This window comes from Pseudomonas sp. FW305-E2 (genome assembly GCF_058782925.1).
On the sequence record NZ_JBYSYE010000026.1, the window covers coordinates 58635 to 74748 of the forward strand.

A 16114-nucleotide genomic window follows, 5' to 3' on the forward strand; every position below is an offset into this window, starting at 1 on the left:
CCTGACTCACCCAAGAACAACAACAGAGTAACCACTATGTCCCGATTTCCTCTCCGTGGGGCCACTTGTGGCCTGCTGTGCGGCTGGCTGCCTGTGGCCGGTGCCGCCGGTTTCATCGAAGACAGCAAGCTCAAGCTGCAGCTACGCAACGTGTATTTCAACGAGAACTTCCGCGACGAGCAGGGCATGAGCGCGCGCGCCGCCGCCACTGCCAAAAGCGAACGGGTGGAGTGGGCTCAAGGCTTTCTGCTCGACTACCAGTCGGGTTTTACCCAAGGCACCCTGGGCTTGGGCGTCGACGCCATGGGCCTGCTGGGCGTACGCCTTGATTCCGGCCGTGGGCGCAGCGGTACAGGGTTGTTGCCGGTGCATGACGATGGCCGCGCGGCGGATGAGTTCGCCAGCGCCGGTATCACGGCCAAAGCCCGCCTGGGCAGCACCGTGGTCAAGCACGGCACCTTGCTGCCCAAGACGCCGGTACTGGTGTACAACGATGCACGCCTGCTGCCGCAGACTTACCAGGGAACCCAGCTGACCAGCACCGACATCGACAACCTCACCCTTACCGCTGGCCACCTGGACCGCTTCAAACAGCGCGACTCATCCAATAGTACCGGGTTGTACCTGGACGGGTATGGCGGCCCAGCGTCTGGCGACTTCAGCTTCGCCGGTGCTGACTATGCCGTCAGCAAGCAACTGCGCCTGAGTTATTTCCATGGCGAGCTCGAGCATTTCTACCGCCAGGACTTCGCCGGGCTGGTGCACGACCTGCCGCTGGGCGGCGGCGTGCTGACCACCGACCTGCGTTACTTCAAAAGCCGCGACAGCGGTACCGCGTATGGCGGTGGCATCGACAACGACATGTTCAGCGGCCAACTGTCGTACGCCCACTCCGGGCATACCGTCGGCGCAGGTTACCAGGTGCTCGATGGTGAAGCGGGGCTGCCGTATATCAGTGGGGCAACGGTCTATTCGTTCAGCAACGTCGGCATCGGCAAGTTCATCGAAGAGGAAGAGAAGACCTGGATGGCCAGCTACGCCTACAACTTCGCTGCCGCCGGGGTGCCGGGGCTGACCTTCATGACGCGCTACCTGAGTGGCGACAATGGCCGCTCAGGTAACGAGGGCATCAAAGAATGGGAGCGTGACGCCGAGATTGCCTACGTGGTGCAGGGCGGGCCGCTGAAAGGGCTGGGCGTAAAGCTGCGAAACTATGTGTATCGATCAGATTTCGCCCGCGGCCGAGACAGCAATCGCCTTTACCTGACCTACGATATCGCCATCTGGTGATGGCGCAGGCCGGACAAGATATCCGGCCCTGAAACGCCTGAGGCGCCGTGGTTCAGCGGCGTAGCAGGCGAGACACCACCAGTGTGACGGCGGCGGTGATGGCCAGTGCGGCGAAGGGCTTTTCCTTGACGAACGAGGACACCGTGTCCAGGGTGTCGCCGTAGGTCTTGGTCACCTGGCCTGCGGCCTGACGCGCATCGCCTTCGGCTTCCAGCGCCGGGTCTTCGACCAGGCGACCTACGGCGCTTTGCGCCTTGCCAGCCAGGTCCTCTGCTACACCTTCGATCTGTTCGCGTTTCATGATGGCTTAGTTCCTTCCTGTGAGCGGCTTTGGGTTAACAGCACAGGGTTAGGGCGGTGAATCGCCGCAATGGTTCAAAGCGACTGCTTGTCACCTGCAGGTGATGCGCGCCGGCAAAGGGTCGCACCTGGCATGAGCGCGCGAGGTTAGCGCGCCTTCTTTTCGAGGATCCGCGCCCCGGTCCCTTCCTTGCCCAGTACATCCTCGGGGTTGCGCAGTGGGCAGTCCTCCAGCGACAGGCAACCGCAGCCAATGCAGTTGTCGAGGCTGTCGCGCAGTGCTTCCAGTGTGCGAATGCGGGCATTCAGGTCCTCGCGCCAGGCCGTGGACATCTCGCCCCATTGCGCGGCCGTGAGCTTGCTGTTGGGGGCATAACGGCTGAAGGCCTGTTTGATTTCCTCCAGCGCAATACCCGTGCGCTGGGCCACTTTGATGATCGCCAGGGTACGCAGCACCAGCGAGGGATAGCGGCGCTGGTTGCCTGCCGTACGGACGCTGGCGATTAGCCCCTTGGTTTCGTAGAAGTGCAGCGCAGACACCGCCACGCCGCTGCGCTTGGCCACTTCACCCACTGTGAGCATCCGTGTGTTGTCCGCTGCCATGCCTGTTGACCTCAAGTAAAGTTGAGCTTTTATAGTCCTGCCCGATCTTCCCTGCAACCGCTTTCCCTGTGATCGGAGCTGTGCATGAACAAACGGACGTTACTGGCCTGGGCTGGCGCTGTTGCCGGTGCGCTGGCCGCTGCCTATGCGCTGGTGGGAAGCGGCTCGGCGCCACCCGCTGCGGCGGTGTGGCCGGCGACCAAGGTGGCGCTGGCCACGGCCGAGCAGGTGCAACTGGCGCGGCAGCGCTTTGCTTCGGGGGAGTTGGAGGCGGTCAACCAGGTGCAGGTGGCGGCCGAGATGCCAGGGCGTATTACCCGCATCGCCTTCGAGTCGGGGCAGACAGTCGCGGCCGGGCAGTTGCTGGTGCAGCTCAACGACGCGCCCGAGCAGGCCCTTCGCGTGCAGTTGCAGGCCAGGTTGCGTAACGCTGACGTGGTGCTGCAGCGCAGCCGCAAACTGCGCGCGATGAATGCCGTGTCGCAAGAGCTGCTGGACAACGCCGCCACTGCCGTGGACGTGGCCCGTGGTGAGCTGCAGCATGTCGAGGCGCTGATCGCGCAGAAGGCCATTCGTGCTCCGTTCGCCGGCAAGCTCGGCATCCGCCGTGTGCATCAGGGCCAGTACCTGGGCGCTGGCGAGACCATCGTCAGCCTGGCCGACATCAGCCAGTTGCATGTGAACTTCGCCTTGGGCGAGCAGGCCGCCCCCGAAGTGCACGCCGGGCAAGTGTTGGCACTGACGGTAGACGCGGTGCGTGGGCAAGACTTCCAGGCGCGGGTGGTGGCGGTCGATCCGGTGGTCAGCACAGCACGCCTTGTGCAGGTACAGGCGGCCTTGCCGAACCCGCAAGGGCAGTTGCAGCCGGGTATGTATGCCGGCGTGCGGCTGGATGCTGCGCAGCCGTCGACCGTGCTGGCCGTGCCGGAAACCGCGATCACCTACACCGCCTATGGGCAGACGGTGTTTGTCGCGACCCAGGACCCGCAGCATGGCACCCGGGTGAGCCGGGTGCAGGTAACCACCGGTGAGCGCTGGCAGGGGCGGGTGGAAATCACCTCCGGCCTGACGCCCGGTGACCGTGTGGTGGTTTCCGGCCAGCTGAAACTGAGTGATGGCATGCCGGTCGAGCCAGTGGCGCAGGACAGCCTGCAGGCCAGCCAGGGAGGGCGGCAGTCGTGAGGTTTACCGACGTCTTCGTGCGCCGCCCGGTGCTGGCGCTGGTGGTCAGCAGCCTGATCATCCTGATGGGGCTGTTTGCCATGGGCAAGTTGCCGATCCGCCAGTACCCGTTGCTGGAAAGCTCGACCATTACCATCAGCACCGAGTACCCCGGTGCCTCCGCCGAGTTGATGCAGGGTTTCGTGACGCAGCCGATCACCCAGGCAGTGTCGTCGGTCGAAGGCATCGACTACCTGTCCTCGTCGTCGCAGCAGGGGCGCAGCCTGATCACCTTGCGCATGGTGCTCAACCGCGATTCGACCCAGGCGCTGGCCGAAACCATGGCCAAGGTCAACCAGGTGCGCTATCGCCTGCCGGAAAAAGCCTACGACCCAGTGGTGGAACTGTCGGCAGGTGACTCCACTGCCGTGGCCTATGTGGGGTTTGCCAGCGACAGCCTGTCGATACCGGAACTGAGCGATTACCTGTCGCGGGTGGTGGAACCGCAGTTCTCCGGTATCGACGGCGTGGCAAAGGTGCAGTCGTTCGGCGGGCAGCGCCTGGCCATGCGCCTGTGGCTGGACAGTGAGCAGATGGCCGGGCGCGGGGTGACGGCGGCGGACGTGGCGCAGGCGGTACGTGCCAACAACTACCAGGCAACGCCGGGCCAGGTGCGCGGGCAGTACGTGCTGGCCGATATCCAGGTGGACACCGACCTGACCCGGGTCGAAGACTTCCGGGAGCTGATCATCCGCAACGATGGCACCGACCTGGTGCGCCTGCGCGATATCGGCACCGTCGAGCTGAGTGCGGCGGCCACGCAGACCAGTGCCACCATGGACGGCAAACCTGCCGTGCACCTGGGGCTGTTCCCCACGCCCAGTGGCAACCCTCTGGTGATCGTCGAGGGTATTCGCCAGCTGCTGCCACAGATCCAGCAGACCTTGCCGCCTGGCGTGAACGTGGCGCTGGCCTATGAAACCGCACGCTTCATCGATGCGTCGATCCATGAAGTGCTGCGCACCTTGGTGGAGGCGATGCTGATCGTGGTATTGGTGATCTGGCTGTGCCTGGGTTCGCTGCGCAGCGTGCTGATCGCGGTGGTGGCCATTCCGCTGTCGATGCTGGGGGCCGCGGGCCTGATGTTGATGTTCGGTTTCAGCCTCAACCTGCTGACCTTGCTGGCGATGGTGCTGGCCATCGGCCTGGTGGTGGACGATGCCATTGTGGTGGTGGAAAACGTGCATCGGCATATCGAGGAGGGCAAGTCGCCGGTCGCGGCAGCATTGGCCGGGGCGCGGGAAATCGCCGGGCCGGTGATCGCCATGACCCTGACCCTGGCGGCGGTGTATGCGCCCATTGGCTTGATGGGCGGGCTGACCGGCACGCTGTTCCGTGAGTTTGCCTTGACCCTGGCGGGGGCGGTGATCGTGTCCGGCATTGTGGCGCTGACCCTGTCGCCGGTGATGAGCTCGCTGTTGCTGCAGCCCGGTCAGCAGCATGGCGCCATGGCCACTCTCGCCGATCGGTTGTTTGGTACGCTGAGCGGGGCCTATGGACGGGTGCTGGCCTACACACTGGCACACCGCTGGATCAGTGGCGGCGTGGCGTTGCTGGTGTGCCTGAGCCTGCCCTGGCTGTACCTGCTGCCACAGCGCGAGCTGGCGCCACCCGAGGACCAGGCGGCGGTGCTGACTGCCATCAAGTCGCCGCAGCATGCCAGCCTCGAATACGCAGAACGCTTTGCGCTGAAGCTCGACCAGGTGATGAAGTCCATTGCCGAAACCACCGACACCTGGATCATCAACGGTACCGACGGCCCGGCCGCCAGTTTCGGTGGCATCAACCTCAGCGCCTGGCAGGCGCGCGAGCGTTCCGCCGCACAGGTGCAGGCGCAGTTGCAACAGGCCGTTGCGGATATCGAGGGCAGCAGCATCTTCGCCTTCCAGGTCGCGTCGCTGCCGGGCTCCAGCGGTGGCCTGCCGGTGCAGATGGTGCTGCGCAGCGCCCAGGATTACCCCGAGCTGTTCCAGACCATGGAAGTGCTCAAGCAACGCGCCCGCGACAGCGGCCTGTTCGCCGTGGTGGACAGCGACCTCGACTACAACAACCCGGTGGTCAAGGTACGCGTGGACCGGGCCAAGGCGGCGAGCCTGGGCATCAGCATGCAGGCCATTGGTGAGTCGCTGGGGGTGCTGGTGGGCGAGCAGTACCTCAACCGCTTCGCCCTGTTCGGGCGCTCTTATGACGTCATCCCGCAGAGTATCCAGGACCAACGCCTGACGCCTGCGGCGTTGAGCCGGCAGTATGTGCGCGCCGAAGATGGCAGCCTGGTGCCGCTAGCCACGTTGGTGCGCCTGGATATCGAAGTGGCACCCAACCGCCTGTTGCAGTTCGATCAGCAGAACGCCAGTACCCTGCAGGCGATCCCGGCCCCGGGTGTATCGATGGGCAACGCCGTGGCATTTCTGGAACAGCTCACCGCCGAGCTGCCACCGGGCTTCAGCCACGACTGGCAATCGGAATCGCGCCAGTATGTGCAGGAGGGCTTTGCCTTGATGTGGGCATTTCTCGCCGCCCTGGTGGTGATCTATCTGGTGCTGGCGGCACAGTACGAAAGCCTGGTCGACCCCCTGATCATTCTGGTGACCGTGCCGCTGTCGATCTGCGGTGCGCTGCTGCCGCTGGCGCTGGGCTGGGCCACGCTGAACATCTACACACAGATTGGCCTGGTGACGCTGATCGGCCTGATCAGCAAGCATGGCATTCTGATGGTAGCGTTCGCCAACGAGATTCAGGTGCGCGACAACCTTGATCGTGCCGCCGCCATTGTTCGTGCGGCGCAAATACGCTTGCGGCCAGTGCTGATGACCACGGCGGCGATGACTTTTGGCGTGCTGCCACTGCTGTTCGCCAGCGGCGCCGGCGCCAACAGCCGTTTCGGGTTGGGGGTGGTGATTGTGTGCGGGATGCTGGTGGGGACCTTGTTCACCTTGTTCGTGCTACCGACGATCTACGCCTGGCTGGCACGCGATCACCGGGTGAGCACGGCGCGGGCGAGGCAGTTGGTCGAAGCTGAAAGGCAACTGGGGGCGCTTTAGGCGCAACGGCCTGTTCATTAGCTGAAAGTTGCACCATCCCTGTACGAGCGGGTTCAGGCGGGGGAGCGGTCGCGGCGCATCTGGGTGACCAAGGTAAAGCGGTCATCCGGGTGCACGGTCTCTGAGACCGCCATCAGATCACCATTTTCCTCGCGGTATTGGCGGATGATCTTCAGCCCCGGTGAGCCCGCCTCTGCCTTCAGCGCCCTGGCCATTTCCGCTGTCAGCAACACCGCGCGCACCTGCTGGTCGATCGCTGCGATCGCTCGGCCATAGTGCTGTTCGATCAACCCGACAATAAGTTGGTCGGGGTGCTCGCGTGCCAGTTCGATGACCGCGGTGTAGTCGCGCTGCGCATATACGTCGGTCCAGCCCAGCGGCGCGGCAGGGTGCTGCCTGTCGACGCGGAGGCTCGATACGCAGAAGTAATGCTCCCCCGGCACCAGCCCCAGCCTCGCCGCCTCGCTCAGGTCGGCGACAAAGTGGCGCACGTTCTGGATTTCCCGCTGCTGGGTGTCTGCCAGGTGCGCCAGGTCAGCCACACTGGCTAACGACTGCGAATAGCCGCCGCGCGGGCTGCTGGCCTCCACCCGGGTGCCCACACGCTTGCGGCGCGACACCAGCCCTTGGGTGAGCAACTGGTCGATAGCGGCACGCACGGTGTGCCGGCTCACATTGTAAAGGTCGCACAGCTCGAACTCGGTCGGCAGCAGGCTGCCTACTGGGTAGCGACCGCTGGCAATCGCTTGCATCAGGTCCTTTGCCACGGTGGAGTAGCGCGTCGGGTTCATACCTTTGCTCGGGCTCGCCAATTTCATCGGTTGACAGTGTAACAGCGGCCGAATGCCGAACGCTCCGGTCGCCCACAGAGTTCGATAGTGCCTTCAATGCTGCTGTCTGGCCCGCAGCAGCAACGCTGCAAGGGCACACCCGACCAATGCCAGGCACGCCAGGTAGAACGCATCACTGTAGGCCATCAGGTAAGCCTCTCGTCGAATGGTCGCCGCCAACGCTTCCAGCATTTGCTGCTGAGGCGGCAGCCAGCTTTGCACCGTCTGGTTGATACGCGCCTGCACGCTTGGCTCGAACAGCGTCACCTGCTCGTGAATGCGCTCACTGTGAAAGCGTTCACGGGTCGCCACCAGTTGCGTCAACCCGGCCGTACCGATGGCGCCACCCAGGTTGCGCAACATCGAGAACACCGCCGAGGCTGAGCCGGCTTCACGCTTGTCCAGCCCGGCCACCGCCAGCACCGATAACGCAACCATGATGAAAGGCTGGCCAATACCGCGCACCACCGTGGACGGGATGATCACGTTGTCGGCACTGTCGGCGCTCAGGCTAGCCCCCAGCCAGCAGCCCAGCGCCATGATCAAAAAGCCGCTGGCGACCATGAACTTGGCACTGGTCCAGCCCATCAGCCGGGGCATCAACGGCGCCAGCAGCAACTGCACCACGCCATAGGCGATCAGCGCCACGCCCACGTCGTGCGCGCTGAACCCCTGCAACTGCGACAGGTAGTTGGGCACCAGGAACACCAGGCCGAACGTGGCAGCGCCAAAGATGAACATCGCCACGCTGGCAACGCCGAAGTTGTAGTGCCCGAGCAAGCGCAGGTTGATGAACGCGCGCTGGCCGAACAGCTGGGTCACCACGAACACCACCAACGCAATGGCAGCGACCACGCTCATGCCGACAATGAGCGGCGAGCCGAACCAGTCCAGCCGACCGCCTTCTTCCAGCACGATCTGCAAGCCGCCCAGGCCGATCACCATGGCCGCGATACCCAGCCAATCACCTTTGCGTAACAGTTCGAGCTTCATCGGCTTGGCTTCGATCGACCAGGCGATGGCCAGCAGCAGCGCAATGCCGGGGAAAAGTTGCAGATAGAAGATCCAGCGCCACGAATAGGCATCGGTCAGCCAGCCGCCAATCGACGGCCCGGCGGCCTGCGCCACGCTGTTGGCCAGGCTGAACAGCGCCATGCCCATGGCCATCTTGCTGGCCGGCAGTTCGGTGATGATCAACTGGAACGACAGGGGAATCAGCACCGCGCCCGCAGCCCCCTGGATCACCCGGATTACGATCATCGCCTCCAGGTTGGGCGCCCAGGAACAGGCTACCGAGGCGATCAGGAATATGAGCGAACCGGTCCACATCACCCGGCGCAGCGAGAACACTTCCACGAGCCAGGCCGTCAGTGGAATCATCACGATTTCCGCCACCAGGTAGGCGGTGGAAATCCATGAGCCTTCCTCGAAGCTGGCACCCAGCGAGCCGCGGATTTCCGGCAGTGCGGCGCTGGTGACATGCACGTTCATACCCGCCATGAAGCAGCCGAACAGGCCGCCAAGCACCGCTACCCAGGCACGCAGCGAGACCGTTTGCTCAGTGCGCATCGGCAACCTCTGCGGGGCGTGTGTCGACTGTACTGACCACCGACATGCCGGGCAGTACCTGCGGGCCATCCAACGGTTTGTCGAGCAAAATGCGCACCGGGAAACGCTGGACGATCTTGGTGAAATTGCCGGTGGCATTGTCCGACGGCAGCAAGGCGAAGACATTGCCCGAGGCTGGCGAGAAACTGGCCACATGGCCATGCAGTGGCTGGCTGGCGAAGCTGTCGACATGTATTTCTACCGGTTGCCCAGGGCGCATGCGGGCCAGTTGGGTTTCCTTGTAGTTGGCCACTACATAGGCCTGCTGTAGGGGCACCACAGCCAGCAGCGGCTGGCCCGGCACCACGTACTGGCCGGTGCGTACGCGGCGTTGGCCGACCACGCCGGTGATCGGCGCGCGGATCACCGTGTCCTGTTCGTCTTGCTCGGAAAGCTGTTGGTGGGCCAGGGCGCGTGCCAGGGCCGCTGCCCGTTGTTGCAGCTCGGCCTCGGCCTGGGCTGACCGGGCCTTGGCCATGGCCAGTTGAGCGCGTTGCTGGCGCAGCGCGGCCTGGGCACCTTGCCGCGCGGCTTGTGCCTGGCTGGCATGGGCGCTGGCGGTTTCCAGGCGCTGCATGGTCGCTGCATCGTCACGCACCAGGCCACGGTAGCGTTGGACATCCAGTTCACTGCGGTGCTGTTCGGCGGTGGCGCTGCGCACGACAGCCTCGGCCTGCAGGATGGCTTGCTGTTGCTGGTCGATGCGCTCGGTCGCTACCTGTTGGCTGGCCTGGGCGGCGGCCAGTGCCGCCTGTGCCTCGGTCACGCCAGCCCGGGCCTGGTCGAGGCGGGCGCGGTAGTCGCGGTTTTGCAGGCGCACCAGCACATCACCGGCTTTTACCGGCTGGTCGTCAGCCACCTCGACCTTGGCTACGTAGCCCGCCACGCGTGGGCTCAGGGCCACCCAGTCGGCGCGGACGTAGGCATCGTCGGTGGTTTCCAGGTAGCGGCCGGTGCTTAACCAGTAGCAGGTGAAGGCCAGCAGGGTGATTGCGGCCAGGCTGCCGCTGGCGATGACTGCCAGGCGGCGACGGCTTCTAGCGCTCGGCCGCTGTTCAGTTTCGGCGGGTGAGGGTTTGTCTACGGCAACATTCATGGTTGGTTTCCATTCTCGAATTGGGCCTGCTGGCTGTCCGTTGTGGGAGCAACTGTCTTGCTCAATTTCTAAAAGCTGGCGCGTGTGGGAGCGGGCTTGCCCGCGAACACGGGCGAAGCCCGTGCCATCCACCGCGGTGTATTCTTCGCGGGTAAACCCGCTCCTACAGTGGGCGGTGCTCGCTGTTGGTCTTGCTTCTCGCTACCACCGCCCGCCCAGCGCGCGGAACAGGTTTACCTGCGCTTGCGCCAGGCGCCCTCGGGCTTCTGTGTGGCTGGCCCGCAGGCTGATCATTTCGCGCTCGCTGTCGAGCAGGGCCAGCCCGTCCACGGTGCCGGCACGGTAGTTACCCTGGGCCAGGGCAAAGCTGTGCTGGCTGTGCACCAGGGCTGCGTCCAGCGCCTGCAAGCGTTGTCGCTCGCCGTCGTAGCGGGCCAGTGCCTGGCGTACGTCTTTCAGCGCGCTCAGCGCCACGCCGTGGTAACGGGCGACCTGCGCCCGCTGCAATGCCTCGGCTTTGCTCACCCGTGCGCGGTTGGCCTGCAGGTTGGGAAATTCCCAGCGGATCAGCGGGCCAATGCCGAACATCACCGCGCGGCTGGCGCCGAGGTTGGCAAGGTGATGGTCCGAAGACGTCAACGAAGCGCCGAAGCTGACCTTTGGGTAAAGGTCAGCCCGCACGATGTCGGTCTCCAGGGTGGCCGCCTGCAGTTCCCGTTCGGCCTGGCGCACATCTGGCCGGCGTTCGAGCAAATGCCAGCCATCGCCAGCCGGCAGCGGCGCCGACAGCGTGGGGATGGCTACGCAGGTCCTGGCTTCGGCCACCGAGGCCTGGCCACTGAGCATGCTCAGTTCGTAAAGCGCCATCTGCCGCCGGGCTGAGAGCATCGGCAGTTGCGCACGCACCTGCTCCCGCAAGCCCAACAGGCGCTCGCTGTCGAGGGCAGTGGCCACACCGGCCTGGCGCTGACGCTGGCTGAGTTGCACGCTGTGGTCGAGGGTTTGCAAGGCCTGCTTCGCTGCCTCCAGGCGGGCCGCGTAGGTGCACTGGTCGATGTAGGCGCGGGTGGTCTGGGCGACTACCTGCAGGCGTACCAGGTCTAGTGCCGCAGCGCTGGCTTCGGCTTGCACCCGGGCACGTTGGATGGCGGCGCGTACCTGGCCCCAGATATCCACCTGATAGGCCAGCTCGATGCCCGGGTTGAATTGCCATTGTGACGGCGCGTTGCTGTCGGTCGCCTCGGCCAGCGTCTGGTCATTGGCGGTTCTTCCATAGGTAGCGGCAACGCCCATCGCGGTAGACGGCCAGCGCCTGGCGTCGAACTCGCCGATGCCGGCCAGCATGGCCTGCACGTTGGCCTCGGCCTGTGCCAGGCCTTGGTTGTGCGCCAGGGCTTGCTGTACCCAGCGGTTGAGTTGGGGGTCTTGATACAGTGCCCACCAGCGTTCGGGCAGGGGCTGTTTGCTGACGCTGGCCGGCATGTTCGCCAGCGGGTCTGCCTGCAGCGCTGGAGGTGGTTCGGCTGGCGTGGGTTGGTGGCCGCACGCCGCGAGTGCAGCGAGCATGCCGAGGGCTGTGGCAAGCCGGGCAGGGCCTGGAAATGAGTGCAGTAAGGGCATCACGATTGTCGCTCAAAGGTCGTGATGCGAGGTTAACGAGGGTTGCATGGGCGTCGCTGTCGCAAGCGGGACAACCCTGCGCGCAAGCGGGACAACCTGAGGCTCAGTGCTCGCGCGCGGTACCGTTTTGCCAATCACTCGGTGCATGGCCGAGGATGCGCTTGAACATGGCAGTAAATGCGCTGGCGCTCTGGTAGCCGTGCTCCAGCGCAACGTTCAGGATCGGCTTGCCATCGGCCAGGCACTGCTGGCTGAGCATCACCCGGGCACGGGCGCGCCATTGGCCATACGACATGCCCACCTCGCGCTGGAACAGCCTGGCCACACTGCGGGCACTCATGTTCAGTTGTGCGCCGCATTGCTCCAGGGTCAGGTCCTGGGCCGGGTCCTGCAGGAAGCGCTCGCACCAGGCACGCAGGCGTGCGTGCTGCGGCGTCGGGACGAAGGCATCGATGCGCCGGGCGGCGGCGAGTTCGAACAAGATCAGCGCACGAGCATGCGCGCCGTCGCGCAGGTTCAGCACCCGTGACGCCGCCAGGATCAGTTCGCGCAGCAGGCCGGACACGACGATGACCTGGCAGCGTTCGATGTGGGCATCGAGCAGCAAGGTGCGCAGGTAGACCACGCCCTCCATGCGGATGGCATGGCTGACCCCCGCAGGCATCCACAAGGCATGCCCGCCGGGGATCACCCAGCTGCCGCCCTCGCTGCTGACCCGCATCACGCCGCTGGCGGCGTAAATCAGCTGGTCTTCGCCGTGGCAGTGGCTGGCCACTTCATCGCCGTGTCCGTAGTCCATTTCCAGTGCTTGCATGCAGGTTATCCTCGTTATTGGATCCAATTATATCGAGGCGAACCTGTGCCGGGTTGCGAAGTGTGGGCGGCGAGTGAATTGCCATGGTTACAAATCGCAATAAGGCGATTGTTTATGGCTAATTATTGCTGTGAAGTTAGAGGCCTCAGCTTGAAAGTGGTGAATGTTGTTAAATCCAGACATCGCTCTGTGCTGTGCGCTCCCCCCCTTCATGACCGGTATTCAGAATGCCCCGAGGTTCGATCATCATCAGTTTCGTTTCGCCTTGCGCGGCGGTCCGGTGCTCGACGCCGCGTGGCACCACATAGAGTTCCCCAGGGTTCACATGCACGCAGCCATCCGGCAGGTCGATACGCAGCGTGCCTTCCAGCACCAGGAATGCTTCGTCGGTCTCCGGGTGGGCGTGCCAGATGAATTCGCCTTCGATGCGCACGACCTTGAACTGGTAATCGTTCATCTCGGCAACGACCCTGGGGCTCCATTGCTGTTCGATAAGCGCTGCCTTGTGGACCAGGTTCACTGGCAGGGAGGGGTGTGGGTGACGGGACTCAGGCATGACAGTTCCTCGGAAAGTGGAGTGGTCAGCCTATCGCGCCGGGCGAGTCCGGTTCTTGTACGATCCTGCACGCCTGCTCCCACGGGATACGCGGGCGACTGCGGTTTCTCAGCGTGACGCTCGCAAACGCTCCAGCCAGCGTAAGGGCGGTACGCCGTAGCAACGGGTGAAGTGCCGGGTCATGTGGCTCTGGTCATGAAAGCCTGCGGCAAGGGCTGCCTCGACCAAGGTGAAGCCGTCCAGGATCATTCGGCGAAAGCTGTCGAGGCGGCGCAGGGTGACAAAGCGATAGGGGCTGGTGCCGTACAGCGTGCGAAAGTCACGCGACAGGCTCCAGCGTTCGCGGCCGCTGGCCTGTTCCAGCATGTCCAGTGTTATGCCCACATGCAGGTGTTCCATGATGAAGGCCCGGGCGCGTTCGGCTGCCTGGTAATCCAGGCGCTTGCGCCCGCGCGGCTTGCCGCCGACGGCCCGCAAGGCGATCGCCAGGTCATACAGGGCGTCCTGTTCTTCCAATGGCTCCAGCGCGTGGTCCACTGCCTGCACGAACGCTTCGCTGGCGTGGTACAGGCGAGGGTCGCTGGACAGCCCGCCAGCGATGAAGGGCAAAGGCTGACCACCCAGCACGTTCTGGATCAGTGCCGGGTCGACGTAGGCCATGCGGTAGCGAAAGCCTGCGTCGGTGCCGGCCATGCCGTCATGCAGTTCGTCCGGGTGCAACACCAGCGTGTTGCCCGGTATGCCGTGGCGCAGCGAACCCTTGTAGTGGAAGCTTTGCACGCCGGCCAGCGTGCGGCCGATCGAATAGGTATCGTGGCGATGCGGGTCGTAGCCGTGGCTACCGAACCAGGCTTCGATACGCTCGATACCGCCCGGTTGGGCACTACGGATGACCCAGTCGGACGGCGGTAGGGGCTTCGCTTTACGGGCCATCGCGGTGAGTGCCTCCTGCTCACGCCCGGGTGGGCAAGCTCATGTGCAGCAAAGGGAACGGGCGACCTTCGCCATCCAGCGGTGAACGGCCGGTCTGGACGAAGCCATAGCGCTGGTAGAACGCTGTTGCCTGTGGGTTCTGCTCGTTGACATCGACACTCATCGCACTGCGTGACTGGCGGCCGAAATCCAGCAGTGCACGGCCAATGCCCTGGCGGTGGTGCGCTGGGTCGACGAAGAGCATTTCCACATGGTTTTCATTGAAGCCGATAAAGCCCAGTGGCTGGTCATCGGTGTCTACCGCAACCCACAGCTCGACGGCCGGGAAGTACACGTCGCGCAGCTGTGGCAACAGTGCGTCGATGTCGGAGGGTTGCAGGAAGTGGTGCGTCGCGCGAACAGCACGCAGCCAGATGTCGAGCAGCTGCGGGTAGTCTGCAGCGATGCCTTGGCGAATGATCATGGTGTCATCCTGAGTGTATTGATGTCGGATGGGCGCGCCAGTGAGCGGCGGCCATGCAAGTGTCGGCATCATGAATGACCGCTTCGCGAGTCAACGCCTGGGCGGTGCACGGCAGGGGAGGCCGGAAGGGAAGAGCGCGGAAGATTACCCCGGTCGCGCAGTAGGGGGCAATGGCGATCGCATAGGTGCAGTGCAGGTTTCGACTCGGCTAGGATGCATGTCGATGCCGGAATTGAACCCGAACAACAAGCACGGCCCGGGAGCACCCATGAACCGCAACGAACTGCGCAAAGCCGATATCAACCTGATGGTGGTGTTCGAAGCGCTGATGCAGGAACGCAACCTCACCCGTGCCGCGGAGAAGCTGTTCGTCGCCCAGCCCACGGTCAGCGCCGCGCTGGCCAGGTTGCGTGCGATGTTCAACGACCCGTTGCTGGTTCGAGTGGGCAACCGCATGGAGCCCTCGGCCAGGGCCGAAGAGGTGATCAAGTACCTCACGCCAGCCTTGGATGCGATGTCTGTCGCCCTCAGCATGACCCATGATTTCGACCCGCTGACCAGCAAGATGACCTTCCGCATCGGCTTGTCCGATGATGTCGAGTCGGGCCTGCTGCCGCCGCTGTTGCGGGCGCTGCGGGTGGAGGCGCCGAACGTGGTGGTGGTCGTGCAGCATGTGGACTATTGGCGCATTCCGGACCTGCTGGCGGCGGGCGATGTGACGGTGGGTATCAGCCAGACCAAGGGCCTGCCCGCCAATGCCAAACGCAAGGTGCTACGCACCCTGCAAGCCAGGGTAGTGCGGGCCGACAAGTCCAGCACGCCGCTTTCACTGGATGAGTTTTGCCAACGCCCGCATGTCCAGGTTTCGCCAACCGCCAACACCCAGGGTGTGGTCGATGACTGGTTGAAAGACATCGGCCGTGAACGCAAGGTGGTGTTGTCGGTGCCGCAGTTCAGTTCGCTGCCGGCGATTCTGGCCGGTACCGACCTGCTGGCCTGTTGCCCGGACTATGCCGCACAGGGTATGGAACGCTGGGGCAACCTGCAGGCCGAGACGCTGCCGTTCGAGACTGCTGCACTGGAGCTGGCCATGGTCTGGTTGAGCACCACCGACAGCGACCCGGCCGAGCGTTGGCTGCGTAGTCGCCTGGAGCACTACATGGGCGGACTACGGGAAGCGGTCATGGGATGATGGCTTTGCATCGTGCTGCAACTGGCTGCCGATGAAGTGAAGGTGTCGCAAATGTACCCGCGCGCCGGGTGCAGTTTGATCAGTCACTTTCGTTGGCCTGTTGAGGTGCAGAGCGCTTGCGTGGTTTTTTCGCCGGCCGCTTGCCGGGCTTGAGCTGCCAGCGGTCGGCGTTGGCAAGCAGGCGTGCCTGGATTGCGGGTGGGTAGTCGTTCAGGGTTGTCACGGGGGGGACCGGCTTGCCGGGCATGCCGGCCTCGCGGATGACCTTCGGCCAGCGCGGTCGCCAGCACAGCAGCAGGCTGAGCCAGTGGCCGGTGCCGATGATGACGAAAGCGGGCCAGACAAACAGCAGCGCAACTTTGAACAGCCAGCTGCTTTTGCGGAAGAAACGCCCAAGGCCTTCGAACTGGGCGCTGAATGCCTGGAGGGGTGAGGGTAGCTGGGTGCTCAGGCGGGGGCGGGGGACGGCGTGTGGGCCTTCTTCCATGTAACGGCGGATGAATTCCCACTCATCACGCAGTTCGCTGCCGCCTTGGCCTTGTTTGCC

The 16114-nt window shown here is 64.2% G+C and carries 15 protein-coding genes; 4 read left to right on the forward strand and 11 right to left on the reverse strand.

Annotated elements, in window-relative coordinates; genetic code table 11:
• Positions 1-36: 36 nt before the first annotated feature.
• Positions 37-1290 (forward strand): OprD family porin, encoded by a 1254-nt coding sequence (locus tag AC3WLP_RS18565; protein ID WP_088513123.1) that lies wholly within the window; start codon positions 37-39, stop codon positions 1288-1290.
• Positions 1291-1342: 52 nt separating this feature from the next.
• On the opposite strand, the gene AC3WLP_RS18570 is transcribed toward AC3WLP_RS18565, so the two are convergent.
• Both AC3WLP_RS18570 and soxR read right to left on the reverse strand, forming a co-directional pair.
• Positions 1343-1591: a CsbD family protein gene (locus AC3WLP_RS18570; protein ID WP_003247275.1), complete on the reverse strand. Its 249-nt coding sequence runs from the start codon at positions 1589-1591 to the stop codon at positions 1343-1345.
• A 146-nt stretch (positions 1592-1737) separates the two neighbouring features.
• Complete coding sequence (soxR, locus tag AC3WLP_RS18575; RefSeq protein ID WP_004577443.1) at positions 1738-2193, reverse strand: redox-sensitive transcriptional activator SoxR; 456 nt, start codon at positions 2191-2193, stop codon at positions 1738-1740.
• Between the two features lie 84 nt (positions 2194-2277).
• On the opposite strand from soxR, the gene AC3WLP_RS18580 reads away from it, so the two are divergent.
• On the forward strand, positions 2278-3375 hold the full coding sequence (locus AC3WLP_RS18580) for an efflux RND transporter periplasmic adaptor subunit (protein ID WP_012053208.1): 1098 nt from the start codon (positions 2278-2280) through the stop codon (positions 3373-3375).
• Positions 3372-6455 (forward strand): MexW/MexI family multidrug efflux RND transporter permease subunit, encoded by a 3084-nt coding sequence (locus AC3WLP_RS18585; RefSeq protein ID WP_070096358.1) that lies wholly within the window; start codon positions 3372-3374, stop codon positions 6453-6455. Before AC3WLP_RS18580 ends, AC3WLP_RS18585 begins: the two co-directional genes overlap by 4 nt.
• A gap of 53 nt (positions 6456-6508) precedes the next feature.
• On the opposite strand, the gene AC3WLP_RS18590 is transcribed toward AC3WLP_RS18585, so the two are convergent.
• The 8 genes from AC3WLP_RS18590 to AC3WLP_RS18625 all read right to left on the reverse strand — a co-directional run bounded on the left by AC3WLP_RS18590 (position 6509) and on the right by AC3WLP_RS18625 (position 14375).
• On the reverse strand, positions 6509-7246 hold the full coding sequence (locus AC3WLP_RS18590) for a GntR family transcriptional regulator (RefSeq protein ID WP_017147814.1): 738 nt from the start codon (positions 7244-7246) through the stop codon (positions 6509-6511).
• A 93-nt stretch (positions 7247-7339) separates the two neighbouring features.
• Positions 7340-8854, reverse strand: coding sequence for a DHA2 family efflux MFS transporter permease subunit (locus tag AC3WLP_RS18595; RefSeq protein ID WP_014753980.1), 1515 nt, complete (start codon positions 8852-8854; stop codon positions 7340-7342).
• Positions 8844-9989 (reverse strand): HlyD family secretion protein, encoded by a 1146-nt coding sequence (locus AC3WLP_RS18600; protein ID WP_014753979.1) that lies wholly within the window; start codon positions 9987-9989, stop codon positions 8844-8846. The genes AC3WLP_RS18595 and AC3WLP_RS18600 overlap by 11 nt, the downstream gene beginning before the upstream one ends.
• Positions 9990-10190: 201 nt before the next feature.
• A complete protein-coding gene (locus AC3WLP_RS18605; RefSeq protein WP_080580322.1) occupies positions 10191-11609 on the reverse strand; it encodes an efflux transporter outer membrane subunit in 1419 nt (472 codons plus the stop codon).
• Between the two features lie 103 nt (positions 11610-11712).
• Positions 11713-12423, reverse strand: a complete 711-nt coding sequence (locus AC3WLP_RS18610; protein WP_014753977.1) for an AraC family transcriptional regulator — start codon at positions 12421-12423, stop codon at positions 11713-11715.
• Between the two features lie 169 nt (positions 12424-12592).
• The gene (locus AC3WLP_RS18615; RefSeq protein ID WP_029611773.1) at positions 12593-12979 is read right to left on the reverse strand and encodes a cupin domain-containing protein; all 387 of its coding nucleotides are present in this window, start codon (positions 12977-12979) and stop codon (positions 12593-12595) included.
• 108 nt (positions 12980-13087) lie between these two features.
• Positions 13088-13912 carry an AraC family transcriptional regulator gene (locus AC3WLP_RS18620; RefSeq protein WP_004577449.1) on the reverse strand — a complete coding sequence of 275 codons (825 nt, stop codon included), beginning with the start codon at positions 13910-13912 and terminating at the stop codon, positions 13088-13090.
• Positions 13913-13931: 19 nt separating this feature from the next.
• The gene (locus AC3WLP_RS18625; protein WP_003247287.1) at positions 13932-14375 is read right to left on the reverse strand and encodes an acetyltransferase; all 444 of its coding nucleotides are present in this window, start codon (positions 14373-14375) and stop codon (positions 13932-13934) included.
• Positions 14376-14643: 268 nt separating this feature from the next.
• On the opposite strand from AC3WLP_RS18625, the gene AC3WLP_RS18630 reads away from it, so the two are divergent.
• Positions 14644-15567 (forward strand): LysR family transcriptional regulator, encoded by a 924-nt coding sequence (locus AC3WLP_RS18630; RefSeq protein ID WP_064490993.1) that lies wholly within the window; start codon positions 14644-14646, stop codon positions 15565-15567.
• A gap of 79 nt (positions 15568-15646) precedes the next feature.
• On the opposite strand, the gene AC3WLP_RS18635 is transcribed toward AC3WLP_RS18630, so the two are convergent.
• Positions 15647-16114 (reverse strand): DUF6708 domain-containing protein (locus AC3WLP_RS18635; protein ID WP_492576188.1); only part of this gene is annotated, 468 nt, incomplete at its 5' end.

Excerpts from the sequence above, each read along its gene's own strand:
- AC3WLP_RS18565 (WP_088513123.1), top strand. The coding sequence starts at position 37 with ATGTCCCGATTTCCTCTCCGTGGGGCCACTTGTGGCCTGCTGTGCGGC.
- AC3WLP_RS18570 (WP_003247275.1), bottom strand. The coding sequence starts at position 1,591 with ATGAAACGCGAACAGATCGAAGGTGTAGCAGAGGACCTGGCTGGCAAG.
- soxR (WP_004577443.1), bottom strand. The coding sequence starts at position 2,193 with ATGGCAGCGGACAACACACGGATGCTCACAGTGGGTGAAGTGGCCAAG.
- AC3WLP_RS18580 (WP_012053208.1), top strand. The coding sequence starts at position 2,278 with ATGAACAAACGGACGTTACTGGCCTGGGCTGGCGCTGTTGCCGGTGCG.
- AC3WLP_RS18590 (WP_017147814.1), bottom strand. The coding sequence starts at position 7,246 with ATGAACCCGACGCGCTACTCCACCGTGGCAAAGGACCTGATGCAAGCG.
- AC3WLP_RS18595 (WP_014753980.1), bottom strand. The coding sequence starts at position 8,854 with ATGCGCACTGAGCAAACGGTCTCGCTGCGTGCCTGGGTAGCGGTGCTT.
- AC3WLP_RS18600 (WP_014753979.1), bottom strand. The coding sequence starts at position 9,989 with ATGAATGTTGCCGTAGACAAACCCTCACCCGCCGAAACTGAACAGCGG.
- AC3WLP_RS18605 (WP_080580322.1), bottom strand. The coding sequence starts at position 11,609 with ATGCCCTTACTGCACTCATTTCCAGGCCCTGCCCGGCTTGCCACAGCC.
- AC3WLP_RS18610 (WP_014753977.1), bottom strand. The coding sequence starts at position 12,423 with ATGCAAGCACTGGAAATGGACTACGGACACGGCGATGAAGTGGCCAGC.
- AC3WLP_RS18615 (WP_029611773.1), bottom strand. The coding sequence starts at position 12,979 with ATGCCTGAGTCCCGTCACCCACACCCCTCCCTGCCAGTGAACCTGGTC.
- AC3WLP_RS18620 (WP_004577449.1), bottom strand. The coding sequence starts at position 13,912 with ATGGCCCGTAAAGCGAAGCCCCTACCGCCGTCCGACTGGGTCATCCGT.
- AC3WLP_RS18625 (WP_003247287.1), bottom strand. The coding sequence starts at position 14,375 with ATGATCATTCGCCAAGGCATCGCTGCAGACTACCCGCAGCTGCTCGAC.
- AC3WLP_RS18630 (WP_064490993.1), top strand. The coding sequence starts at position 14,644 with ATGAACCGCAACGAACTGCGCAAAGCCGATATCAACCTGATGGTGGTG.